The following is a 24,328-nucleotide window of genomic DNA, read 5'->3' on the forward strand; positions in this document are numbered from 1 at the left end:
TCTTTCAATCTCCCTAGACGCGCTCGATGATGGTGGCCACGCCCATGCCGCCGCCGATACACAGCGTGATGAGGGCACGCTTGGCGCCGCGGCGCTCGAGCTCGTCGACCATGGTTCCGGTGATCATGGCGCCGGTGGCGCCCAGCGGGTGGCCCATCGCGATGGCGCCACCGTTGACGTTCAGCTTCTCGTCCGGGATGTTCAGGTCCTTCTGGAACTTGAGCACCACCGAAGCGAAGGCCTCGTTGATTTCGAACAGGTCGATGTCGTCGACCGTCAGGCCGGCGCGGTCCAGGACCTTCTTGGTGGCCGGGGTCGGGCCGGTCAGCATGATGACCGGGTCGGCACCGCTGGTGGCGGTGGCCACGATGCGGGCGCGCGGGGTCAGGTTCTGCGACTTGCCGGCGGCCTCGCTACCGATCAGCACCAGCGCGGCACCGTCGACGATGCCCGAGCTGTTGCCACCGTGGTGGACGTGGTCGATCTTCTCGACGTAGTGGTACTTCTGCAGCGCCACGTCGTCGAAGCCGCCCATGGCGCCCAGACCCGCGAACGCGGAGTTCAGCTTGGCCAGGCTCTCCAGGGTGGTGCCCGGACGCATGTGCTCGTCGTGGTCCAGGATGGTCAGGCCGTTCTGGTCCTTGACCGGGATGACCGACTTGGCGAAGTAGCCGCCGGACCAGGCCGCGGCGGCCTTCTCCTGCGAGCGCACGGCGTAGGCGTCGACGTCCTCGCGCGAGAAGCCCTCGATGGTGGCGATCAGGTCGGCGCCGATGCCCTGCGGGACGAAGCCGATGCGGTAGTTGGTCTCGGGGTCACCGGCCCACGCGCCGCCGTCCGAACCCATCGGGACGCGGCTCATGGACTCGACGCCACCGGCGTACACGAGGTCGTCCCAGCCGGAACGGACCTTCTGGGCGGCCAGGTTCACGGCCTCGAGGCCGGAGGCGCAGAAGCGGTTGAGCTGGAAACCACCGGTGGTCTCGGGCAGCTTGGCCACGAGCGCGGCGGTGCGGGCGATGTCGCCGCCCTGGTCACCGACGGGCGAGACGACGCCCATGATGACGTCGCTGATCAGGTTCTCGTCCAGATCGGGATTGCGACGACGCATTTCGTCGATCAGGCCGACGATCAGGTTGACCGGCTTGACCTCGTTCAGTGCACCGTTGCGCTGCTTGCCACGGGGCGTGCGAATGGCCTCATAGATGAAGGCTTCTTCGGACATGTGTTTGCTCCAGGTCCTATTGAGATGGGGTTGTGGGTGGATCTACCCGCAAGTAGACGGTCCCCTGCCCGGAAGCGTAACAGGCCCTCCCAACCAGGTGGTTGGGAGAGTGACCAGACCAACGCAAAAGGCCACCTACCGCACGTCCGCGTCAACCTGACGTGCAGTAAGTGGCCCTTGCGTAAGACCGCAGCGCTGCGCCTGCCGTCAGGCGACAGCCTCGGTGAGGAACGGATAGTCGGTGTAGCCGACGGGACCCGGCGCGTAGAACGTCGCCACGTCCGGCTCGTTGAGCTCGGCGCCCAGGACCAGCCGGTCGACCAGGTCGGGGTTGGCCAGGAAGGACCGTCCGACCGCGGCGGCACTGATGGCACCCAGGTCGACGAAGCTGTTCAGCTGGCAGAAATCGGTGCCCGACCCACGGCCCGTATTGAGCACGAACGTTCCCGACCACAGCGCGCGGATCGCACCGAACAGGTCAGCGGTGGGGTCGATGACGACGTGCAGGTAGGCGATGCCCAACGGATCAATGCGGTTCAGCAGGGCCTCGTATGTGCTGAACGTGTCGTCCTCGTGCATGTCGCCGGCGGGGTTCCCGGGTGATATCCGCAGCCCGACCCGTCCGGCTCCGATCTCGGCCACGACGGCTTCAACGACCTCGGCGGTCAGCCGGGCCCGGTTCTCCGGCGATCCGCCGTACGCGTCGGTGCGCTGGTTGACCACATCGGACGCGAACTCGTGCAACAGGTAACCGTTGGCGCCGTGAATCTCCACGCCGTCCATCCCGGCGTCGACCGCGCGGCGTGCGGCGGCACGGAAGTCGGCGACGATGCCGGGGAGCTCCTCGATGTCGAGTGCCCGCGGGATCTCCAACGGCTTCTTGCCTGTGGGAGTGTGCGTGACCATGTCGGCGGCGATGGCCGACGGCGCGACCGGCTGGGCCCCGCTGATCTCCGAATGCGCCATGCGGCCGACGTGCCACAGCTGCACGAACATCTTTCCGCCGGCATCGTGTACGGCCTGCGCGATCCCGGCCCACTTCGCCTGGTGCCCGTCGGTGTACATGCCGGGGGTGTTCATGTAGGCGCCGTTGGCACTGCGCGAGACGGCCGTGGCCTCGGAGATGATGATCCCGGCGCCGGCGCGCTGCGCGTAGTACTCGGCCGCCAGGTCCGACGGTGTGCCGTCGGCGTCAGCCCGTGACCGGGTGAGCGGTGCCATGAACAGACGGTTGGTGGCCGACGTGTCTCCGACCTGAACGGGCTTGAGCAGCGCGGCGTCGGGGGACAGACGGAAGGGTGCGGCAGTCACGGAGTAGGCAACCGCAGCACGACGCCGGTTCATTCCCGACTGTGGTCAACAGCGTCGAATGTTGGCTTGTGTTCGGCTGTTTCGTGGTGACTCGTCGAACACGTGCCGGCGCTCGGAGGAATCAGGCGACGGACTTCACGAACTCGGCGACTTCGCCGACCGCACGACGGGCGTCGGGGTTCGAGAAGGCGAAGGCCTGGAAGACGTGGACCGCGCGGTCGAAGACCTGCAGCCGCACCGGCACGCCCGCACCTGCGAGGCGCTCGGCCAGCAGTTCGGAATCGGGGCGCAGCGCCTCTTCCGAGCCCACCTGCAGCAGGAACGGGCCGAGGCCGCGCAGGTCGGCGTCGACCGGGGACGGGGTCGCTTCGCGTCCGCCGTTGCGCAGCAGGAAGACCTCATTGATCATCCGGAGGAAGTCGACGGGGAACATGGCGTCCGGAACACGGGCCGCGGCTTCGTATTTCGGCGTCATGTCGCTGTCGGTGGCAGCCGAGAGGAGCACGCAGCCGGCGGGCGGCGCCATGCCGAGGTCGCGCACCGTCACGGCCGTCATGGCCGCGATGAAGCCGCCGGCCGAGTCACCGGCCAGGACGATGTTCTCGGGCTTCACGCCCTGCGCCAAGACGTAGCGGTAGGCGTCGACGCCGTCCTCGACAGCGTCCTCGACGAGGTTTCGTGGGCAGAGCCGGTACCCGACGCTCAAGGCCCGCGCGCGGCTGTCGCGGGCGATGTGGCTCACCAGCGGCCGATGGCTGTTGATGCCGAGCGCGATGAACGCCGAGCCGTGGAAGTAGATGATGACGCGGCCGTCGACCGGCGGGGTGGTCTCGTTCCAGACCCATTCGGCCGGGCAGTTCGGCAGCTCGACCTTTTCGGTGCGCGACCCGCGCACCGCGGGCATCCAGTTCGTCACCCGCTCGGAACCGTCGTACGCGCGGTCCAGCAGGGCCTGCGGGAACCGCCTGTTGATGGCCAGCATGAGCTTGGTCAGCAGGAACAGCAGCGGCTTCACGGCCCGCAGCAGGTAGGACTCGGCGACCGAGTGCCAGTTGGCCTTGCCCATCCACTCCGGGCCGGCGTATGTGCCGGTGTCGGGCACCGGATTCTCGGCGGGATCGTCGATCCGTTCGGCGCTGGTCATCGGGCCTCCTTGTGCGACATTGCTCTGCCGAGACTAGATCAGCTCCGCTGAGACCGACTCGGGCTCGACATGCTGAGATCGCGCCGGCACGGCACGATAGGCGGGTGTCGGACCCCCACCATCGCATCCCGGCGGATGATCTCCATCGCATCGACACCCTGTTGTCCCGTGTCGACGCCGACCTCGCGGCGCGGTTTCCGGGAAGCTCTGCCGCCGTCCAGCCGATACATACCGTCTATGTCAGCGCGGCCGACGCGACGCCCGATACGCCGGCGCAGTGGGGTCAAGCCGCGCTCGAACTGCTCGACCGGCACGCGGAAGTGTTCACCGAACTCGGCGACCAGGCCACGGTGACGCTGGTGCGCGACCAACTCACCGCCGCGCCGATTGCCGACCTGCGCCTGGATTTCGAGGACGGCTACGGCAACCGCGGCGACGACGTGGAGGATCGCGACGCGGCGCGGGCGGCGGCGACGCTGCCCGCACTCGGGTTGAGCCACAGCGGGATTCGCATCAAGGGGCTGACCACCGCGGAGCGCCGTCGGGCCCTGCGCACCCTCGAATTGGTGCTCGACGCCGGTGCCGTCGACGGCTTCGTCTTCACCGTGCCGAAACTGCGTGCGGCCGAACAGGTCACGGCGGCGGTCTGGCTGTGCGAGGCATTGGAGACCGCACACGGTCTGCCAGATCACACGCTGCGCTTCGAGCTGCAGATCGAGAGCCCGCAGGCGGTCCTCGGCCCCGACGGGACCGCGACCGTCGCCCGCGCCATCCAGCTGGCCGACGGACGATGCAGCGGATTGCATTACGGTACATACGATTACAGCGCCGCCTGCGGTATCGCACCGCAGCACCAGGCGCTCGATCACCCGGTGGCCGACCACGCCAAGGCGGTGATGCAGACCGCCGCCGCGCAAACCGGCGTCTGGGTCGCCGACGGCTCGACGCAGGTGGCCCCCGTCGGCACCGAAGAGCAAGTGGTGCAGGCGATCCGGCGCCACCATCGGCTCGTCACCCGTTCGCTCGAGCGCGGTTTCTACCAGGGTTGGGATATGCACCCCGGCCACCTGGTGACCCGGTGGCTGGCGACCTTCACGTTCTTCCGAGCCGCCATGTCCGCCGCGGCGCCACGGCTGCAGGCCTATCTGGACCGCAGCGGCGGCCCGATCGTCGACGAACCCGCGACCGCCGAGGCGCTGGCGGCGGTGGTGCTGCGCGGGCTGGACTGCGGCGCGTTCGGCGCTGACGACATACTCGCGATCGCGCCCGGCGCTACCGTCGACGTGCTACGAAACCTCAAGAACCGGAAGCTGCCATGACTGAATCACTGCCCGACTTCACCTGGCTGCCCGACCTCGCGCTACGGAGCCTCGGCGGGGCGGTGATCTGGGCCAACGACGACTTGTTCGCCGAGAAGGAGAACCTCATCTCCCCTGGCCCGTCGGTGTATCGGCCGGCCTCGTTCGGCCACAAGGGGCAGGTGTACGACGGTTGGGAGACGCGGCGTCGTCGCGACGAAGGCCACGACACCGCGATCGTGCGGCTCGGTGTGCCGGGCGTCATCCGCGGCGTGGTGGTCGACACCGCGTGGTTCAAGGGCAACTATCCGCCGGCCGTCTCCGTCGATGCCATCGAGGTCGACGGCTACCCCACCGCCGAACAGCTGGCCGTCGACCCCGGCTGGGTACCGCTCATCGAGCGCTCGCGCGTGTACGGCGACACCCGTAACAACTTCGAGGTCTCCTCGGAACAGCGCTGGACGCATGTACGGCTCAACATCTACCCGGACGGCGGGGTGGCGCGGCTGCGGGTGCACGGAGAAGGCCGCCCCGACAAGCGATTCCTCGGTGTCGGCCCGTTGGACCTGGCGGCGCTGGAGAACGGCGGTCTGGTGCTCGACGCCTCGAATCGCTTCTACAGCTCACCGCAGAATCTGATCTTCCCTGGACAGGCCCAGGTGATGGGTGACGGCTGGGAAACCGCCCGGCGCCGTGACGATTCCAACGACTGGGTGCGCATCCGGCTCGCCGGACCGGGCCGGGTGCGGCTCGCCGAGATCGACACGTCCTATTTCATCGGAAACAGCCCCGGAGCAGCGGCATTGACGGCACTGCGCGCCGACGGACAGTGGGTCGACCTGTTGCCCCGCACCGATCTGTTGCCCGACACCCGGCACCGCTTCATCATCGAGGCCGACGACGTGGTGTCCGAGGCACGACTGGACATCTACCCGGACGGCGGGCTGGCCCGGCTGCGGCTGTTCGGGGACCTCGCGTGAGTTACCCACGCGACCTGGTGGGCTATGGCCGCACCCCGCCGGACCCGCAGTGGCCGGGCGGCGCCGCCATCGCCGTGCAGTTCGTCCTCAATTACGAAGAGGGCGGCGAGAACAACGTGCTCGACGGGGATCCGGCGTCGGAGACCTTCCTGTCCGAGATGACGCCCGCCGAGGCGTTCCCCAACCGGCACATGAGCATGGAGTCGCTCTACGAGTACGGCTCGCGCGCCGGATTGTGGCGGATACTCAGGATTTTCGAGCGACGGGGTGTCCCGCTGACCATCTTCGCGGTGGCGCGGGCCTTGCAGCGCAACCCGGAGGCGCTGGCCGCGTTCGGTGAACTCGGGCACGAGATCGCCTGCCACGGCCTGCGGTGGAAGTCCTACCAGCTGACCGACCGCGACACCGAACGTGCACACATGGCCGAGGCGGTACGCATCCTGACCGAGCTCACCGGCGCCGCGCCGCTGGGCTGGTACACCGGCCGGGACTCACCGCACACGCGGGAGCTGGTGGTGCAGCACGGCGGGTTCGTGTACGACTCGGACTCCTACGCCGACGATCTGCCGTACTGGGTGCGGGTGGCCGACACCGACCATCTGGTGGTGCCGTACACGCTCGACACCAACGACATGCGCTTCGCTTCTCCCGCAGGGTTTTCCAACGGCGACGAGTTCTTCGCCCATCTGCGTGATGCGTTCGACGTCCTCTATTCCGAGGGCCTGGGCGGCAGCCCGAAGATGCTCTCGGTCGGGTTGCACTGCCGTCTGGTCGGCCGCCCGGCCCGCAGTGCGGCGCTGGAACGATTCCTCGACCACGTACAGCGCCATGACCGGGTGTGGCTGGCCCGGCGCATCGACATCGCCGAGCACTGGCGCGCCGTGCACCCGGCCGGTTAGCCGTCGCGCCGGACGGTGTACGGCTTGGCCGGCGGCGTCGCGAACTCGCCGCGTTTGCCGGTGCGCAGACCCATTTGCACCAGCGCCTGCACCGTCAACGTCGCCGCGCTCACCCCGTCGACCACCGGCACCCCGAGTTCTGCGGTGATCGCCGCGCACATCTCGGCCATGCCCGCGCACCCCAGGACGATGGCATCGGAGCCGTCGGACTCCAAAGCCTCCCGGCATGCCTCGGTGATCACCTTGCGTGCCGTCGGGTCTGTCTCGAGGTCGAGCACCGGGATGTCGCAAGCATGGATACCCAGGCAGAACCGTTGCATCCCATAGCGTTCCGCAAGGTCGGCGGCGCGGCCCATGGTGCGCGACAGCGTCGTCACCACAGAGAAGCCGCGGCCGAGGTGGCTGGCGGTATGCATGGCGGCCTCGGCGATGCCGATGACGGGCCCGACCGCGACCTCCCGCGCCGCGTCCAGCCCCGGATCGCCGAAGCACGCGATCACATATCCGTCGACCCCGGCGTCCTCACCACGCCGGATCGCCGCGATCAGGCCCGGCACACTCATGGCCTCGTCGTAGTGGCTTTCGATCGAGGGCGGACCGTATCCGGACGTCACGGCAACGACATCGACGCCGGGACCGGCCACTGCCTGTGCGCAGCGGCCGATCCCAGCGGTCATCGATTCTGTGGTGTTGGGGTTGATGACCCAAATCTGGCTCATCCCAAGGACTCCCGGACGGTCACGACACCGACTCGGTGACGAATCGGTCGCGGACGGCCAGTACCCGGTAGAGGCCGAGGGCGACGCCGCAGCCGATGAACCAGCTGTACTGGGCAGCGGTGTGCATGCCGTACACGGTGCCCGCCAGTAGCACCGGAAGCGCCGCGAGCACCGCGCCGGCCACGGTGGCGATGACCGCGACCTTGTTGTATCCGCCTGAGTACCAGTACTTTCCGGAATCGGCCATGGTGAACAGGTCGTCGACGATCACCTTCTGCTTGCGCACCAGGTAGAAGTCAGCGAGCAGCACACCGAACAGCGGGCCGATGAAGGCGCCCAGGATCTCCAGCGTGTAGTGGATCACCTCCGGGTTGTTGTAGAGGTTCCACGGGGTGATCAGCACCGAGCCGACCGCGGCGATCATGCCGCCGGCGCGCCAGGTGATGCGCTGCGGGCTGACGTTGGAGAAGTCGAACGCCGGGCTGATGAAGTTGGCGACGATGTTGATGCCGATCGTGGCGATGGTGAAGGTCAACGCGCCCAACACGATTGCGAAGGTGCTGTCGATGCGGGCCACGGTCTGCACGGGGTCGGTGAGCAGTTCGCCGAACACCGGCAGCGTCAGCGACGCGGTGACCACCACCAGCACCGAGAACACCAGGAAGTTGACCGGCAGCCCGAGGAAGTTGCCCTTCTTGACCGCGGCGAACGACTTGCCGTAGCGGGAGAAGTCGCCGAAGTTGAGCATCGGGCCGGAGAAGTAGGACACCACCAACGCGATGGCGCCGAGCATCACCGGAATCGAATCGAGGCCGGTGTACTTGACCTCGCCGAGGTTGAGATCGATTGCGCCCCAGCCGGCTTTGTAGATGAGGTAACCGCACAGGACGAACATGACGACGTAGACGGCGGGTCCGCAGAAGTCGATGAACCTGCGGATGGCCTCCATACCGCGCCAGAAGACGCAGGCCTGCAACACCCACAGCAGCAGGAAGCTGGCCCAGCCCAGCACCGGCAGGCCGAGGAATCCGTGGGTGGCGAGGTCGGCGTACTGAGCCAGTCCCGGAAACAGCTTGAGCAGCACCACATCCAGGGCGGCCGACGCCAGGTAGGTCTGGATGCCATACCAGGCCACCGCGATCAGTCCGCGGATGACGGCCGGGATGTTCGCCCCCAGCACACCGAATGCGGTGCGACAGATCACCGGATACGGCACGCCGGCAACCTGGCTGGGCTTGGCGACGAGGTTGCACAGGAAGTAGACGAGGGTGATGCCGATCAGCAGCGCCACCAGCACCTGCCAACTGGCCAGGCCGAGGGCGAACAGGCTGCCCGCGGTCACATAGCCGCCGACGCTGTGCACGTCGGACATCCAGAACGCGAAGATGTTGTAGGAGCCCCAGCTCTGCTTGCCCAGCGGGGCCAGGTCCTCGTTGGTCAATCGCGGGTCGTAGTCCGGTTTGATGACGCCGCCACCGATGGGGTGGCCGGCGGCCTCGACGATGTCACCTGCGCCGATCACCGCGCCCGGTGGGGTCAGGTCCTTGGGAACGAGGGTGTCAGTCATGCTCGAAAACGCTAAAAAAGCAACGTTTCCCTGCTGTTTCCCCTGAGATATGCCGCAATTGCGGAAAAGATATATGTTCCGCCGCTACGCCAGCAGCCCGGTGTCGGTTGGCAATTTGGCGATCACCGCGTTGAGCCGGACAGCATGATTCTCCGCGACCGTGATCAGGCGCTCGGCGTCACCGGCGACGAAGGCGTCGACCATCGCGCAATGATCAGCATGCAGGTCCGCCCGGTCGTCACTGCTGACATGCAGCATCGACTGCACGGGTTCGGTGACGTTCCACGCCGCCTCCAGCATGTGCAGCAGCCGATGCATGCGCGACGGCCGGGTGAGAGCGGCATGCAACTCCCGGCTCTGCCGGTGGTAGGCGCCCGCGTCATCGTCGCGAATCGCCTGCTGCAGCCTGACATTGACCGCGACCGCGGCCGCGCGGTCGGCATCGGTGGCGTTGGCCACGGCGACTCCCAGCGATGCCGACTCCAAAGCCTCACGCACGATGTACATTTCGCGGAGTTCCTGCGGCGTCAACAGGGCCACGGTGTAACCGAAGTTGAGCCGGTGCTCCACCAGCCCCTCCCCGATGAGCGTTTTCAGCGCCTCCCGCACCGGAATCTGGCTGACGCCGAACACGTCCGCCACGTCGGCCAAGGGGATCGGCGTACCGGGTGGCACGCCGCCGTCGAGGACTGCACGGCGCAGTTCATTGAGCACCCCCTGCTGTGACGGCGCAGCCCGATCCGCCACCAGCTGCCCGAGCAGGACAGAACGCCGGTGGGGCCGCATCCCCGCAGCGTAGGTCGGTGTTGTTGCCGAACCCGTTTCGGTGACGTTTCGGCTGAGTAAGCCGAGTCAGTTGTTCAGCACGGCGTGCGCGGCGTTGTAGCCCGGGATGAAGTTGACGGCCGGGCCGCCGTGACAGCCGGCGCCGCCCAGGTAGAGGCCCGCGACCGGCAGCTCCTGATCGAGGTAGCCGCGCGGCCCCGGCCGGTTCGGCCCCATCTGCTCGGGGTGGATCAGGCCGTGGCAGAAGTCGCCGCCGGGAGCGCCGAACATGCGGTCCATGTGCCGCGGTGTGAAGGTGGTGTGGCGCAGGATGAGCTTCTCGAAGTTGGGTGCCACGCGGGTGATCTTGTCGATGACCCGTTGTCCCATTTCTCGTTTCATCGAGCCGTAGTCGCCGCCGCCTTCTACCGGGAACCACAGCGCGTAGGCCGACGATGCGTGCTTGCCGGGCGGCGCCAGCTCGGGGTCCTGCACCGACGGGATCTGCCAGGCGATGGACGGGTCGGCCGGCACTATTCCACAGCGCGCGGCGTCATATTGCTGCTGCAGTTCCTCGGGTGTGCTGAAAAGGCCGATCGTGCCCTGCAATTCGGGGTTGTTCAGAATCTCGTACGGCTCGGCGAACTCGGGAATGCCGTCGAGGGCGAAGTGCATCTGCAGGTAGCTGCCGCGGTGGTCGACGCGCGTGTAGCGGGCCCGGACGTCGTCAGGCGCGGCGGCACCGAGCAGCCGGTCCACGGTCACCGACGGCGCGAGTGACGAGACCACTACGGGCGCAGTGATTTCCGTGCCGTCCTCCAGCCGGACGCCGGTGACCCGCCCGTCGTCGACGGTGACGGCGGCGACCGCACTGCGCAACCGGACCTCGCCGCCGTGCGCCACGAACGTGTCCTCGAGGTGTTTGGTCAGCGCGCCGATGCCGCCCTTGAGCTTTCGCATCAGTGACGCACCGTCGGTCGGCACCGCGAGGCCGAACGCCAGCGCGGCGGCACTGCCGGGGGTGGCCGGTCCGCGGTAGGTGGAGTTGCACGCCAGCACCGACAACATACCGCGGATGGCACCGTGCTTGTCCTTGTCGGGCAGGTAGCGGTCCAGGACGTCGGTCACCGACCCGAACAGCATGTCGGTGATGGCTGACCGCTCGAATTCGTTTGTGGCACAGGCATACATCTCGTCGTACGTCTTGGGCGGCAGTCCGGCGTCGAACCGGCCGAGAGCCCGGGCGGGCGCCATGCTCCACGCCATCAGCCCGGCCATGCCGTTGACGGCCTCGGCGCCGTGCACCTCGTTCATGTGCGTGAGCAGCTTCATGGGATCGGAGTAGAAGAGGAAGGGCTCGTCGCCGATGCCCCGCATGTTCACCGACATGACTTCCAGTTCGACACTCGGCACCTCGTCGAGGCCCAGCTCCTGGCTGACCTTGAGCGACGTCGGGAACTGCTCCGAGCCGGCGATCTCGAACTTGAAGCCGTCGAAGAGCTCCACGGTCGAGGCCATGCCGCCCGCGTAGAGCTTGGCTTCCAGACAGAGCGTACGCAGGCCCGCTTTCTGGAGCAGCACCGCCGAAGCCAGCCCGTTGTGCCCTGCTCCCACCACGATTGCGTCGAATTGCGCCATTTCGGCAGAGTCGCACCCGCGCATAGTTTTGTCAATAGTGACAAAACTTGCCGACGAAGGTCAGACGGCCCCGGCGGCCAGTTGATCCAGTGCCTGGTGACACATGCGCGCCAGATCCGCCAGCGACCGCTCGGCGCCCAGCATCCACACCTCCATGGCCCCGAACACCGCGGCGGCGATGGTCCGCGACGTCACCGCGATGCGCAGCCGGTCGTCCGATCCACCACGCCGCGCCAGATGCTCGGCGATGGCGTCGGCGAAGTCCGCCTCGACCTGCCGGATGTGGCTGACGATCCGGTCGGCGTCGAGTTCCTGCTCGCGCAGCGCAGCGATCTTGGTGACGGCGCCGAAGTCGTAGGGAAACGCGAAGATCGCGGCCTGCACCGCTGCCAGCACCGGTTCGTCGGCGGGCCGGCCGGCCAGCGCGGTGCGGAACCAGTGCAGGCCGGCGTCGTAGTCGGCGAACAGCAGCTCGTGCTTGGACGTGAAATGCCGGTAGAACGTGCGCAGCGAGACACCGGCGTCGGCGGCGATCTCCTCGGCCGTCGTGCCCTCGACGCCCTGCGCCAGAAACCGGACCAATGCCGCCTGTTGCAGCGCCTCGCGCGTGCGTTCGCTACGTATGGTCTGCGGCGGCCTGGGCATCCCAGTACCGTACCGCAGAATGTTTTGTCATGATTGACAAAACATTTCGGGGCGAGCAGACTCCGCTGGCATGGTCTCGCTCATCGTCCACGCCGTCCTCGGACTGATCACCATCGCGGTCATCGTCAAACTCAATCCCGCGGTCTTCCGCAGGCCCGCCGACGGGCCCGCGTTCTCGGCACTCGAGTCGGCCTACTACCTGATCGGCATCGCCTCGATAGCGCTCGGCTACTACTTCAACACCAAGTTCGTCATGGATTACCAACCGCCGGGCGGCAATCCGATCACCGGGCCGGGCAGCTGGTCGGACTACATCCGGCTGATGTTCGTCAACCCGGCGGCGTCGTCGGCCGGCCAGGACTACACCATCATCAACGTCATCCTGCTGCCGCTGTTCACCATCGCCGACGGGCTGCGGCGCGGCATCCGGCACCCGTGGCTGTTCTTCGTCAGCAGCCTGTTCACCAGTTGCGCATTCGCGCTGGCGTTCTACTTCGCCGTCATCGCGCGGCAGCAGCGGCACGAGCGCACCGTCGACCACGTCAGGAGTTCTGCGACAATCCAGGGGTGACGCCACCGGGGATGGCCGCCCGCCTGCGGCCCTACGCCTCCACGATCTTCGCCGAGATGTCGGCGCTGGCCGCCCGGGTCGGCGCCGTCAACCTCGGCCAGGGGTTTCCCGACGAGGACGGCCCGGCACCCATGCTGCAAGTGGCCATCGACTCGATCTCCAGTGGCGTCAACCAGTACCCGCCCGGCCCGGGCATCCCCGCGCTGCGCCAGGCCATCGCCGCCCAACGCAAGCGGCACTACGGCATCGACTACGACCCGGACACCGAGGTACTGGTCACCGTCGGCGGTACCGAGGCCATCGCGTCGGCGGTGATCGGGCTGGTCGAACCGGGCTCTGAAGTACTGATCATCGCGCCGTTCTACGACTCCTACTCCCCCGTGATCGCCATGGCCGGCTGCCGACGCGTCGTCGTTCCGCTGGCGCCCGACGGCCACGGCTTCGCCATCGACATCGACCGGCTCCGGGCCGCGATCACGCCGCGGACCCGCGCCCTGATCCTGAACTCACCGCACAACCCGACCGGCATGGTCGCCAGCGACGACGAGCTGAAGGCCATCGCCGCGCTCGCCATCGAGCACGACCTCCTGGTCATCACCGACGAGGTCTACGAGCAGCTGACGTTCGACGGTCATCAGCACCGGCCGCTGGCGGGGTACCCCGGCATGGCCGCGCGCACCGTCACCATCTCCAGCGCCGCCAAGATGTTCAACTGCACCGGCTGGAAGATCGGCTGGGCGTGCGGGCCCGCCGACCTGATCGCCGGGGTCCGCGCCGCCAAGCAATATCTGACGTACGTCGGCGGCGCGCCGTTCCAGCCGGCCGTCGCGCACGCGCTGGACCACGAGGACGCCTGGGTCGCGGCGCTGCGAAAGTCCTACCGCGGCAAGCGGGACCGGTTGGCCGGTGCCCTGACCGACATCGGCTTCGACGTGCACGACAGCTTCGGCACCTACTTCCTGTGCGCCGATCCCCGGCCGCTGGGGTACGACGACAGCACCGCATTCTGCGCCGCGCTACCCGAGCGCGTCGGCGTCGCGGCCATCCCCATGTCGGCATTCCTCGATCCCGACTCGCCTGACTCCGCCGGCTGGAATCACCTGGTGCGCTTCGCCTTCTGCAAACGCGACGACACCCTCGACGAGGCCATCAGCCGCCTCCGCACCCTGTGATTTGTGCACGATTTTCCGCGGCGGGCGCGGAAAATCGTGCACAAATCCCTAGGTGTCCTGGGTGAGGAGCCCGGTGTCGGTGGGCAGGGTGCCGATCGCGGCGTCGACGCTGTCGTTGTGCCGCTGTGCGATGGCACTGAGCCGGTCGGTGTCCCGGGCCAGGAACGCCTCGAGCATCTCCTCGTGATCGCCGTTGAGCTTGGCCCGGTCGTCCGGCGTCACGTGCATCATGGCCTGCACGGGTTCGATCATGTTCCAGGACATTTCGAGGATGTGCAGCAGCCGGTGCATGCCGGACGGGCGCACCAGCGCCATGTGGAAGTTGCGGCTCTCCCGCTGGAACGCCGCGCCGTCGGAGTCCTTGATCGCTTGCGCCATGCGCTCATTGGCCTCGATGGCGACGGCCCGCTCGTACTCGGTGGCGCGTTCGGCGGCCCGCGCCAGCGCCGCGCCCTCCAGCGCCGCGCGCACGACGTACATCTCGTGCAGCTCCTGCTTCGTCATTCGGGAGACGGTGTACCCCGAGTTCGGCCGGTGGGTCACCAGGCCCTCGCTGATCAACGTCTTGAGCGCCTCCCGCACCGGAATGTGGCTCACCCCGAACAGCTCGGCGACCTCCGTCAGCGGCACCGGGGTCCCCGGCGGCGCGTCGCCGCGCAGGATCACTCGACGCAGCTCGGTCACCACGGTCTGCTGCGGCCCCCCGTGCCGCACCACCACCAGCTTCTCCAACAGCGGAGAAGGTGGGCGGTCGGTCATACAAACTCCCTATCGACAGATTCTGGACTAGCCGTAGAGACGAGTCACCCGGGCCCGCAGCCGGTCGACCGCAGCATCGAGCACCAGTTTGCGGGCTCGGCGCAACAAGAACTCCGGAATGGGGGCAACGAGGTCCACGATGATGTCGAACCGCACCCGGGTCCGGTCGCCCTCACGGGTCAGTTTGTACTCGGCATGTTGCCCGCGCTGTTGGATGGTGTCGGACGCGTCCCACACCATCCAGTCATCACCCCAGTGATACTCCAGGAGCTCCTTGTCGGTGATGCCCATGATCTTCACGGTCGCTTTGACGTGGTGAGGACGACCGTCCGGATACCGATCCACTACCTGTAATTCCCGGTGCAAGCTGCGCCATTGCGACGCCTCGTCCATATCGGCCAGCGCATCCATGATGGCTTCGGGCGAGGCGTCGATCACCAGCTCTCGGGACGCCATAACTGCCATAGGGGCAAATTTAGTCCTCTACACCGGCCTCGTATAGGAAATGCGGCAGCTAACTTTCCAAACCGTTACCAACCGAGCGCGTCGATCGGCGTGGTCTGCTGCGGCGGGGCGCCGACGGGGCCGGACGGGGTCCGCGAGAACCGCGGCGCCGGCGCTGCCTGGTCGACGCCGTCGACGGTGACGATGGTGGACCTGGCCCGGAGGTGTTCGCCGGCAGCGGCCTCGGTCCAGCTGAGCACGGGAGTGACGCAGGCATCAGTTCCAGCAAATTTTTCGGTCCACTCGGCGCGGGTCCGGCTCGCGAACCGGGCGGCAAAGATGTCCCGCATCTCGTCGTAGCGCGCGAGGTCGAACTGGTTGGGCACCTCCGCGGGATCCAGATCGAGCCCCACAAGTAGCTGGGCGAAGAACTGCGGCTCGATCGAGCCGACCGCCATGTACCCGCCGTCGGAGGTCTCGTAGACGCGGTAGTACGGGGCACCACCGTCCAGGAGGAACGACTCGCGCTGGTCCTTCATCACGCCGGTGGCCTTCATGGTCCACATCATCTGGGCGAGCATGCTGACGCCGTCGACCATCGCCGCGTCGACCACCTGGCCGCGGCCGGACCGTTCGCGTTCATAGAGCGCCGTCACGATGCCGATCAGCACCAGCATCGAACCGCCGCCGAAGTCGGCGACCAGGTTCAGGGGTGCCACCGGGGGCCGGTCGCGGTAGCCGATGGCCGACAGCGCGCCGGTCTGCGACAGGTAGTTGATGTCGTGGCCCGCGGTCTGCGCGAGTGGTCCGTCCTGACCCCAGCCGGTGATCCGGGCGAAGATCAGACGCGGGTTGACGGCCTCGCACTCGGCCGGCCCGATACCGAGACGCTCGCAGGTCCCGGGGCGGAAACAGTCAAGCAGCACATCGGCTTTCGCGGCCAGCGCGAGCAGCGCCGCCGGGTCGGACTTGACGTCAAGGTCGACGATCCGCTTGCCGCGGTGCAGCAGGTCGACGTTCTCGGCGGGCATGGTCAGCCCGCCGGGACGACGGACCCGCACCACGTCGGCGCCGAGGTCGGCCAGCATCATGGCGGTGTGCGGCCCGGGGCCGATCCCGCCGAGTTCGATCACCTTGACTCCGGCCAGTGGCCCCGCATTCGTCATCCCGCGACGTTAGCCCATGGGTCGATGAGGCTGAATCCCGGTGCGCGTCAGCCCTTCTTGTTCTTCGCCATGAACTTTTTCAGTCCCTCGGTGGCGGTCTCGGCGCCGCCGCTGACGCTGCGCTTGAGCAGGAAGCCGGGGATCGGCACCACCGGGTCGACGGTGATCTCGAACTTCACCTTGGTCTTGTTGCCGGCGGGGGTCAGCGTGTAGCGCGCTTCCTGCTTCTTGAGCGACGACGACCTGATCAGCACCCAGCTGCCCACCAGGTCGGTCCAGGTGTATTCCAGAATCTGGTCGTCGGCCATGCCGGCAGCCTTGATGGTCATCTTGGCCTGCTTCGGCCGGCCGTTGTCGTAGGTATCCAGGATCTCGGCCTTGGTGTACTGCGGCGACCACACGGGCGTCTGCGCCAGATCGGCGATGACATCCATGATCTCTTCAGGGGTTGCCTCGATGGTCACTTCGTGCGACGCGCTGACTGCCATGGCGCGACCATAGACCACCGGACCAGGCGCCGGGACCGGGATGGTGCAACCAGCGGGACGTTCCGGTTAGTGGATGCCGGCCTGAATCTTCGTGGCGATGTCAGCGGCCGCGGTCACCGGCGCCTTGGGAGTGCACGCCTCGACATCGATGATCAGGTTGGCGACCAGCTGCAAAACGTGTTGGCACCAACGGGTTTCGGGCCCGGTGCCACGCGTGATGGGCATCGCGAGTTTGGTGTCGGTGCGCTCGAGGTCGCCGGACAGCCACTTCGGCAGCGGCTTGTCGTTGAGCCGGATGTTCACGTGGTGGTTGGTGCACTTGGACCACCGCTCGGCCGACAGGTTGAAGAACTCCCGCGCTGCCGTGGACGTCGAGTAGTAGACGACCGACTGCGCCGCCAGGTAGTTCCACTGGTCGACGTCGGGTGTCCGCAGCGTCTGCTGCCGCATGGCCTTCCAGCCCTGGCCGCTGCCTGCCTCCTTGCCGTCCTTCGAGTAGATGGCGGCCTCGTCGATCTGCCAGACGCCCAGGCAGTTCAGGTTCGGCAACATGTTGCGGTGGTCGTCCATCACATCTGTGGGCGGCTGACCGACCATGCCGGTGATGCCAATCGTCTTGTTCAGCTCGTCCGGCGTCAGCAGCAGGTCGTCGATGCTCGACTCGGCAACGACCGACGGGGTGGTTGGGGTCGGCGTGCCGGTCTTACCGCCGCAGGCCGCCAGGGCCAGGCACAGCACGGCAACGCCAAGGGCGTGTCGCTTCACGTGTTCCTTATATGCTGGCGCGCTCAGGCGTGAGTGCCGGCCGCTGCGCACCCGCGCTGGACGGCCTCGGCGTTGGTGTTGACCTCGGTTGCGGTGGTGTCCAGGCTGTCGCCCGTCATTCCGATGCCCATCTTCACCAGCAGCTTGGCGGCCCCGTAGGACCACGACCGCATCGGGCCGGCGATGTCCGGCGCCAGGCCCGGGGTGTTGGCCGCATCCATCGCGACGGCGGCGGACTGTCGCAGACTGGTCCGGCCCGCGACGTTGCTCTGGTGGACGTACTGGTCGTGCGCGTCGAGGCTCTCGGCGAAGCTCTCGTAGCCCGAGGACGCGCCGTCGAGTGCGGAGGCGAACTGCGAGCACGCGGCGACCGCAGCAGGGTCGGCGTTCGACGAGGTGACGCCCGACGACTGCACCCCGGAGCCGGCATCGATCGGGCCGATCGGGCCCGCTTCATCATCGGCAGCAGCGGCGGGCAGGTACATGACGCCGGCGCCGAAGACAGCAGCAGACGCGGCCACCAGCCGTACCCAGGTGTGTGAAGACTTCACCTTTTCCTCCAAGTCATTCGGTGCGACCGCCGCGTCCGCCGGGCCTGCGCGGCCCGGCAATGACGGACGCTCGGCGTTCGACCCTCCAACGGTCAAGCGTCCACATGGCCAGTTGGTTAACGATGGACAAACCGACGATTTCCAATCCCTGTCGGTTGTATTTTGCGATCCAACCAATGGCCTACATCACACACGCTGAACAGGGCATTCAATAGTCGGCTACCACCACAAATAACTCCAGCAATACACGCGCATTCCGGCGTTGCCCACTGGTTGATAACGCAGGGGCAAGTTTTTGCAGTCCGTTCACCGACCGGCAACCCAGCCAGTGGATGCTCCACAGCGACACAAATTCAGCAACGCACAGCTCCCCGCAGCATCGCTGATTACCCGATACGAGAGGCCCGCTCATCACCATGTCGAACCGTTATGCCATGTTGGCAGCCCTTTGCGTGGTGCTCCCGGTCGGCACCGCGCCGCTGGCACTCGCTGACCCGCCCGCCGAGCCCGCCGTGCAGCCGGCCGGCAACCCGGCCCCGCCGCCTCCGGGCGAGGGCGCCGTGCCGTCGGGCCCCGCCGGCGTTCTGGACACCCCGGACGGCTGGCACATCGAGGTCACCGGCAGCAACGAGACCCAGCTGCCGGTCGCCCCGCTGACCACCGCGATCTCCTCGCGCGAGTACTGGGTCGCCGGCACCTTCACCGGCAAGATCACCGGCAGCGGAAAGACCAAACTCACTGGTGGAACGTTGGAAGCCGGCGAGCAGATCGGTTGCGGCATCATCGCCGACGAAGGCCAGATCAACCCCGGGCTCAGCTTGACGCCGGGCATCAGGATCCCCTTCACCGGCACTGACCCGAGTCTCGGCACCGGCATCAGCCTGGAGGGCAAGGTGCACCTCAAGCCCGGCACCGTGACCACCGTCGCAATCGGCAAGAAGTCGTTCAAGGGCACCACGGCGCGCGTCACGATCACCGGTGTCCGGATCAAGACCGACCAGTGCGCCGGCCAGTCGTTCATCCGGTCGTACGCCACGCTGACCAGCTCGACCGACAACACCGACGACATCATCACCTACCTCGGTGTGACCAAGTCCGTCTGATGACCCGATGTCCTGCGCGGGCGAACAACGTCTCCACGAGCCCGACCGCGCCGGACAGGTGTACCGGATGCGATTTCAATCAGTAAGAAGAAAATACTTGACACTGATTGCAGAAAATCGATTTTGCACCCCTCCAGTTCCCTGCAATTAGCCAACTGTTCACCAATTCGAGACACGACCATTGAATGCTCCGGGAATCGAGATAGTTCCATCCCGGATTCCAACCACGAGAGGCCCCGTAACCCCATGTTGAACCGACTTGCCACATTGGCTGCCGCAGCAGGCGTGCTGTTGTCGGCGACCGTTACGCCCCTCGCTCTGGCCGACCCGGTCGATCCAGCCGGTTTCGACGGCCCGCCGCCGGACACCGGCATCGTGGCCTCCGACGAACCGGCCCGCGTCACCAGTCCGGATGGTTGGGTCCTGGAGGTCGCGGCCAAGAACGAAACCCAGCTGCCCGTCGCCCCACTGACCACCGCCGCCAGCTCGCGCGAATACCTGGTGGGCGGCACCTTCAGCGGCACCGTCACCGGCAACGGCAAGACCAAGCTCAACGGCGGCACGCTGGAAGCCGGCTACCAGATCGGCTGCGGTATCGAGCTGGGCCAGGTCCGCCTGTCTGGCCGGATCGGCATCAGCACCTCCGGCTCCACCCTCGCAGGCCTGCTGCCCACCGGCATGAGCGTCCCGCTATCGGGGACCATCGAAGTCCGTCCAAAGGCGGGCACAGTGACCCAGGTGCCCGTCGACAAAAAGACATTCAAGGCCGCGCCGGTGCGCGTCACCCTCAAGGACACCCACATCAAGGTCGACGGTTGCGTCGGCCAGTCGTTCCTGCGGTCCTACGCGGTGCTGACCAGCTCCACCACCGACACCGACGACATCGTCGCCTACTACGGCGTCACGAAGTCCGTCTGATGCACCGTGTTACCCGCGGAATTGCCGTCGCCGCAGCGATTTTCGCAGCAGCGACGGCAATGACGCAGACCGACATCGCAGCCGCCGATCCCGTACCCACCCCGGTCCCGGCGCCAGGCCCCGCCCTGCCGCCACCCGCGCCCGTCGCGGCTGAAGGCCCTGGGGCGAACCTGGCGGTCCCGATCGCGGGTGCGAACCTGGGCCCGCAGGGTCTGAACGTCCTGGGACAGACCAACGACGTCAATCCGCTGGCCGCCGCCCTCGGCGCACCGTCGGACCTGACCGGTCTCGACCGCGGCTCCGTTCTCGGCCAGTACGCCACGCCCTCGGCCCCCGGTGCGGGCGGTCCCGTCACGCCCCCCAATCTGCGGGCCTTCAACAACGCCTACGGCCCGCAGCAGTGCATCAAGCCGTCGGCTCCGGGTAAGTGCGAGCAGTTCGATGTCGAACCCGGTGAGGAGAACGCCGACGTCAACGGGCGTACGTGGCTGGGTCGCTACATCGACATGTACCGCGACGGTCGCCTGAAGGGCGGCCTGCTCGGACAGATGCCGCGCGAACAGCTCGGTGAGTCCCTGCCCGGCACGGCGCCGCCACCTGGCACCAACATCCCGCCGGGTCTGGTGGAGTTCCGTCCGGACCCCGCCGATGTCCCGCCCCCGCCCGGCGCACCGGTTCCCCCGGTTCCGCCGGCACCCGCCAACTGAACACACGATTCGGGCCCGTCAACTCCGGTTGACGGGCCCGAATCGTCTGTGCCGTCCGGCCATGCCGAATTCAGACAGCCGCGCCATTTTGGCCGCAGCGCACGGACCGGTCACGTATACACAAGCAATGACGGTAAGCGCCGGTCTGTACGGCGTCGGGGGACTCGCGGCGGCCATCATCGGGGCAGCACTCACCACCGGGACCGCTGTCGCATGGGCCGACACCGAGTCCGGGCACGACGCTGCCGGCAGTCCCGCCGCCTCGGCGGCCAGTGCCACCGCGCATGCCGGCAGCGACGGTTCAACCAAGTCCCCCGCTCGGCCGGCACATGCTGCGCCGCCCCGCTCGAGCGGCACCCACCCGTCCGCCGGCAGCACGCCGGCGACGCGTTCAGCTGGTAAACAGCCGCAGCGCACGGCCGCAGCGACCACCGCTGCCTCATCGCCCCGACCGCACACCACATCGAAACCCGTTGCCACCAAACCGAAATCAGCTGCCACGGCAGTGGCCGCGGCTGCTCCGGCGACCCCGCAAGCCACCGGCACCACCGCAACCGCTGTCGCCGCGACGCTCCCCTCCGCAGCGACTCAGGCGGCGCCGAACGCCGTGCCGGCACTTCCCACCAATGCGGCCGGCTGGTTCCAGGCCGTGATCTACAACCCGCTGCACACCGGCATCCAAGGCTGGATCACCAGTCCGCTCGGGCAGGGCGTGGACGGCGTCATCAACAGGCTGGCCGGCACCTACGTGATCGGCAACGGCCGCACCGGCACCGCGACCGCACCCAACGGCACCGCAGGCGGATGGCTGTTCGGCGATGGCGGAGCCGGCTGGGACAGCACCGAAGCCGCGGTCCCCGGAGGCAACGGCGGCGCGGCGGGCATGGTCGGCAATGGTGGACGGGGCGGGGCCGGTGGCGCCGGAGCGTCGGGCGGCGCGGGAGGCGCCGGTGGCGCCCTGATGGGGATCGGTGGCCGCGGCGGAAACGGCGGCGCCCGGGCCGGTGGTACCGGCGGGCCAGGCGGTAAGGGCGGAAACGGTCGCGGCCTGTTGTTCGGCGCCGGCGGCGCCGGCGGCCGAGGCGGCGACGGAGCCGATGGCGGCCGCGGCGGGAACGGCGGCAACGGTGCCTTCATCCTGGGTATCGGTGGTGGCGGCGGCGGCGCCGGAAACAGCGGCGTCGGCGGCAGCTCCACGGGCCTGCCGGCGCTCGGCGGCGCCGGCGGCAACGCGGGCCTGCTGGGCAACCACGGCGCGGTCGGCAAGTCCGGTACCGGCGCCACCCTCGTGCAGACCGGCGTGAACAGCTCCATGCTGTCCGTGACGCCGACCGGCGTCTGGCTGACCAACAGCGACGGGCAGGTCGTCCTGCTGCACGGGTTCAACGAGGTGTACAAGCTGGCGCCCTACGATCCGGCGGCCAGCGGATTCAGCGAGGACGACGCCGCATTCCTGGCGGCCAACGGTTTCAACGTGGTGCGACTCGGGGTCATCTGGGCCGGGGTCGAACCCCAGCCCGGCGTGTACGACGCCGCCTACATCGACTCGATCCGGCAGACCGTCGACATGCTCGCGGCGCACGGCATCTACACGATCATCGACATGCACCAGGACCTGTACAGCGCATCGCTCGGCGGCGAGGGCGCCCCGGAGTGGGCCACCAAGACCGGTGGGCTGCCCAACCGGAGTTTCGGTTTCCCCGGCAGCTACTACCTGAACCCCGCCGAGACCGCGGCGTGGGATGGCTTCTGGAACAACACAACTGCCGCCAACGGAATCGGCCTCGAGGACAACTACGCCAAGGCCTGGGAGACGGTCGCTGCCGCCGTCGCCGGCAACACCAGCGTCATCGGGTACGACATCATGAACGAACCTTTCCCGGGCACGTCATGGTTGCCGACGCTGCTGGGCAGTCCGTTCTACGCGACGCAGCAACTGACGCCGATGTACAACCAGGTGGCCGCCGCCATCCGGGCCGTCGATCCGAACACCGCGCTGTTCGTCGAACCCGCCAACCCCGCGGTGTCCGAAGTTCCCGCGATCCTCGGCCTACCCATCCAGTTGGGCACCATCGACGACGCGAAAGTCGTTCTGGCGTTTCATGACTATTGCGCCGGCTCGGCCACCAGCAGCATCTGCGGATGGCTGGCCATGCAGCAGGCCGCCACCGCGCACGCCTACGGGAAAGCCAACAACATCCCCGTGTTCATGGACGAATTCGGCGCCTCCCACCTGCCATCGGATCTGAGAGCCGAGATGAATGCCGCCGACCGGTACCTGATGAGCTGGTCCGAATGGGCCTACTCCGGTGTCGGAGACATCACCACCAGCGGCAGCACCGACGGCGAGTCGGTGGTCTACGACCCGGCCCTGCCGCCGACCGGCGACAACGTCAACACCGGCAACCTGCAGGTGCTGGCTTCGCCGTACCCACAGGCGGTGTCCGGCACGCCGCTCAAGCTGTCAAATGCCAATGGCGCCTTCACTTTCAGTTACTCGACCACCAAGGCGGACGGTTCGGGTAGCTTCGCGGCCGGCTCGTTGAGCACCATGTCGGTGCCGGCCATCGCCTACCCGAACGGGTACACCGTCAGCGTCACCGGCGGCCACGTCGTCTCGGCCGCGAACGCACCGACATTGGTGATCGCGTCGGACACCGACACCGGTGTCGTTCAGGTCGTGGTGACCGCCGCACCGTAGCGTTGCCGGACCGTGATCCCATCCAGCGGAACTCTCCCGCTGCCTCGTCAGCTCCGGTCGTACCGTTCAGCGCGCACCGAAAGATGGTGCCTGCAAACATCATTCACGGCCAGGAGGACAACGATGGCGGCACGACGCAAGCTCACAACCCGAGCTTCGATCGCGATCGCGGGCACTGTGTGCGCACTACCGATCGCGGTGGCGAGTAATCCCGCGCAAGCCGACGCACCCAACCGGGCGCCGACCGTCGTGTACATCGTCGAACACGGTGAACCGGTGTTCTCCGATCCCACCCTCCCGCTGTCGAGCAACGGGATTCAATACGCGAAGGCCGTCGCCAAGGTCCTGCAGGACATCAGGTTCAACAACGTGTACGCATCGAGTGCGCTGCGGTCCAAGCAGACCGTGTCGTACACCGCCGCAGCGCGCGGACTGGCGGTTCAGCAGTTGCCCAACGCGGATCCCAGCACTCCGTCCGCCGCAGCCGCCGAACCGCTGGCCCAAGCAGTCTCGAGCCTTCCCGCCGGATCGGTCGCACTCGTGGGCGGCAACACCGAGAACATCTTCCGCATCATGAATCTCCTCGGCATTCCCGTGGTGGCGGGATGCGGCCCCGACCAGCAATGCGTGCCGTGCCTGGACAAGACGTGCTTCACACCCAATGACCTGAGCAGTATTTGGCAGGTGACGCTGCATCCCGGCAGCCCACAGGGCACACGCCCGGCCCCCACGGTGCAGCGCATCCACCCGGAAACCCCGAACACGTTCAATCCACCGCGCTAGCCGATCGTC

Annotated in this window: 24 protein-coding genes; 10 read left to right on the top strand and 14 right to left on the bottom strand. The window is 67.5% G+C overall.

Annotated features, from left to right (window positions below; all coding sequences use genetic code 11):
* Positions 1-13: 13 nt before the first annotated feature.
* From ACJH6I_RS22430 to ACJH6I_RS22440, 3 genes are all read right to left on the bottom strand, one after another.
* Entirely contained in the window at positions 14-1,225 is a 1,212-nt protein-coding gene (locus ACJH6I_RS22430; protein ID WP_020098862.1) for an acetyl-CoA C-acetyltransferase, read from the bottom strand.
* A 207-nt stretch (positions 1,226-1,432) separates the two neighbouring features.
* A complete protein-coding gene (locus ACJH6I_RS22435) occupies positions 1,433-2,569 on the bottom strand; it encodes an alkene reductase (RefSeq protein ID WP_318986785.1) in 1,137 nt (378 codons plus the stop codon).
* Between the two features lie 88 nt (positions 2,570-2,657).
* Complete coding sequence (locus ACJH6I_RS22440; RefSeq protein ID WP_318986786.1) at positions 2,658-3,680, bottom strand: alpha/beta hydrolase; 1,023 nt, start codon at positions 3,678-3,680, stop codon at positions 2,658-2,660.
* Positions 3,681-3,784: 104 nt separating this feature from the next.
* Between ACJH6I_RS22440 and ACJH6I_RS22445 the strand changes: the two genes are divergently transcribed.
* Genes ACJH6I_RS22445 through puuE form a run of 3 tightly spaced genes read left to right on the top strand, consistent with a single transcriptional unit; the run spans position 3,785 to position 6,857 of the window.
* Positions 3,785-4,999: a DUF6986 family protein gene (locus ACJH6I_RS22445; protein WP_318986787.1), complete on the top strand. Its 1,215-nt coding sequence runs from the start codon at positions 3,785-3,787 to the stop codon at positions 4,997-4,999.
* Complete coding sequence (alc, locus tag ACJH6I_RS22450; protein ID WP_406784503.1) at positions 4,996-5,958, top strand: allantoicase; 963 nt, start codon at positions 4,996-4,998, stop codon at positions 5,956-5,958. The genes ACJH6I_RS22445 and alc overlap by 4 nt, the downstream gene beginning before the upstream one ends.
* Entirely contained in the window at positions 5,955-6,857 is a 903-nt protein-coding gene (puuE, locus tag ACJH6I_RS22455; protein WP_226520606.1) for an allantoinase PuuE, read from the top strand. Before alc ends, puuE begins: the two co-directional genes overlap by 4 nt.
* Here the strand turns inward: puuE and ACJH6I_RS22460 are convergent.
* The 5 genes from ACJH6I_RS22460 to ACJH6I_RS22480 all read right to left on the bottom strand — a co-directional run bounded on the left by ACJH6I_RS22460 (position 6,854) and on the right by ACJH6I_RS22480 (position 12,191).
* A complete protein-coding gene (locus ACJH6I_RS22460) occupies positions 6,854-7,576 on the bottom strand; it encodes an aspartate/glutamate racemase family protein (RefSeq protein ID WP_267324676.1) in 723 nt (240 codons plus the stop codon). The two genes, puuE and ACJH6I_RS22460, sit on opposite strands and share 4 nt — an antisense overlap.
* A gap of 19 nt (positions 7,577-7,595) precedes the next feature.
* Entirely contained in the window at positions 7,596-9,143 is a 1,548-nt protein-coding gene (locus tag ACJH6I_RS22465) for an NCS1 family nucleobase:cation symporter-1 (RefSeq protein ID WP_406784504.1), read from the bottom strand.
* 84 nt (positions 9,144-9,227) lie between these two features.
* Positions 9,228-9,929, bottom strand: a complete 702-nt coding sequence (locus ACJH6I_RS22470) for a GntR family transcriptional regulator (RefSeq protein ID WP_267324674.1) — start codon at positions 9,927-9,929, stop codon at positions 9,228-9,230.
* A gap of 66 nt (positions 9,930-9,995) precedes the next feature.
* The gene (locus tag ACJH6I_RS22475; RefSeq protein WP_406784505.1) at positions 9,996-11,546 is read right to left on the bottom strand and encodes a phytoene desaturase family protein; all 1,551 of its coding nucleotides are present in this window, start codon (positions 11,544-11,546) and stop codon (positions 9,996-9,998) included.
* A 60-nt stretch (positions 11,547-11,606) separates the two neighbouring features.
* Positions 11,607-12,191, bottom strand: coding sequence for a TetR/AcrR family transcriptional regulator (locus tag ACJH6I_RS22480; RefSeq protein ID WP_406784506.1), 585 nt, complete (start codon positions 12,189-12,191; stop codon positions 11,607-11,609).
* A gap of 70 nt (positions 12,192-12,261) precedes the next feature.
* On the opposite strand from ACJH6I_RS22480, the gene ACJH6I_RS22485 reads away from it, so the two are divergent.
* Together ACJH6I_RS22485 and ACJH6I_RS22490 are read left to right on the top strand one after the other, a co-directional pair.
* The gene (locus ACJH6I_RS22485) at positions 12,262-12,762 is read left to right on the top strand and encodes a DUF2834 domain-containing protein (protein WP_406784507.1); all 501 of its coding nucleotides are present in this window, start codon (positions 12,262-12,264) and stop codon (positions 12,760-12,762) included.
* 11 nt (positions 12,763-12,773) lie between these two features.
* On the top strand, positions 12,774-13,934 hold the full coding sequence (locus tag ACJH6I_RS22490; protein ID WP_406784516.1) for a pyridoxal phosphate-dependent aminotransferase: 1,161 nt from the start codon (positions 12,774-12,776) through the stop codon (positions 13,932-13,934).
* Between the two features lie 48 nt (positions 13,935-13,982).
* On the opposite strand, the gene ACJH6I_RS22495 is transcribed toward ACJH6I_RS22490, so the two are convergent.
* The 6 genes from ACJH6I_RS22495 to ACJH6I_RS22520 all read right to left on the bottom strand — a co-directional run bounded on the left by ACJH6I_RS22495 (position 13,983) and on the right by ACJH6I_RS22520 (position 18,107).
* Positions 13,983-14,693 carry a GntR family transcriptional regulator gene (locus tag ACJH6I_RS22495; protein ID WP_406784508.1) on the bottom strand — a complete coding sequence of 237 codons (711 nt, stop codon included), beginning with the start codon at positions 14,691-14,693 and terminating at the stop codon, positions 13,983-13,985.
* Between the two features lie 27 nt (positions 14,694-14,720).
* Positions 14,721-15,158, bottom strand: coding sequence for an SRPBCC family protein (locus tag ACJH6I_RS22500; protein WP_406784509.1), 438 nt, complete (start codon positions 15,156-15,158; stop codon positions 14,721-14,723).
* Between the two features lie 65 nt (positions 15,159-15,223).
* On the bottom strand, positions 15,224-16,303 hold the full coding sequence (locus tag ACJH6I_RS22505) for a CaiB/BaiF CoA transferase family protein (protein WP_406784510.1): 1,080 nt from the start codon (positions 16,301-16,303) through the stop codon (positions 15,224-15,226).
* A 47-nt stretch (positions 16,304-16,350) separates the two neighbouring features.
* Positions 16,351-16,791, bottom strand: coding sequence for an SRPBCC family protein (locus ACJH6I_RS22510; protein WP_064857819.1), 441 nt, complete (start codon positions 16,789-16,791; stop codon positions 16,351-16,353).
* Between the two features lie 66 nt (positions 16,792-16,857).
* Positions 16,858-17,556, bottom strand: a complete 699-nt coding sequence (locus tag ACJH6I_RS22515; protein WP_064857818.1) for a sensor domain-containing protein — start codon at positions 17,554-17,556, stop codon at positions 16,858-16,860.
* Positions 17,557-17,579: 23 nt separating this feature from the next.
* Positions 17,580-18,107, bottom strand: coding sequence for a hypothetical protein (locus ACJH6I_RS22520; protein ID WP_064857834.1), 528 nt, complete (start codon positions 18,105-18,107; stop codon positions 17,580-17,582).
* Between the two features lie 416 nt (positions 18,108-18,523).
* On the opposite strand from ACJH6I_RS22520, the gene ACJH6I_RS22525 reads away from it, so the two are divergent.
* The 5 genes from ACJH6I_RS22525 to ACJH6I_RS22545 all read left to right on the top strand — a co-directional run bounded on the left by ACJH6I_RS22525 (position 18,524) and on the right by ACJH6I_RS22545 (position 24,319).
* Entirely contained in the window at positions 18,524-19,210 is a 687-nt protein-coding gene (locus ACJH6I_RS22525) for an MspA family porin (protein WP_082934546.1), read from the top strand.
* Positions 19,211-19,456: 246 nt separating this feature from the next.
* Entirely contained in the window at positions 19,457-20,128 is a 672-nt protein-coding gene (locus ACJH6I_RS22530) for an MspA family porin (protein WP_064857817.1), read from the top strand.
* 59 nt (positions 20,129-20,187) lie between these two features.
* Positions 20,188-20,835, top strand: coding sequence for a hypothetical protein (locus tag ACJH6I_RS22535; RefSeq protein ID WP_406784511.1), 648 nt, complete (start codon positions 20,188-20,190; stop codon positions 20,833-20,835).
* A 127-nt stretch (positions 20,836-20,962) separates the two neighbouring features.
* Positions 20,963-23,536, top strand: a complete 2,574-nt coding sequence (locus ACJH6I_RS22540; protein ID WP_406784512.1) for a cellulase family glycosylhydrolase — start codon at positions 20,963-20,965, stop codon at positions 23,534-23,536.
* A gap of 123 nt (positions 23,537-23,659) precedes the next feature.
* The gene (locus ACJH6I_RS22545; protein ID WP_212813287.1) at positions 23,660-24,319 is read left to right on the top strand and encodes a histidine phosphatase family protein; all 660 of its coding nucleotides are present in this window, start codon (positions 23,660-23,662) and stop codon (positions 24,317-24,319) included.
* Positions 24,320-24,328 lie beyond the last annotated feature (9 nt).

It is taken from the genome of Mycobacterium sp. SMC-13 (genome assembly GCF_045311035.1).
Taxonomy (GTDB): domain Bacteria; phylum Actinomycetota; class Actinomycetes; order Mycobacteriales; family Mycobacteriaceae; genus Mycobacterium.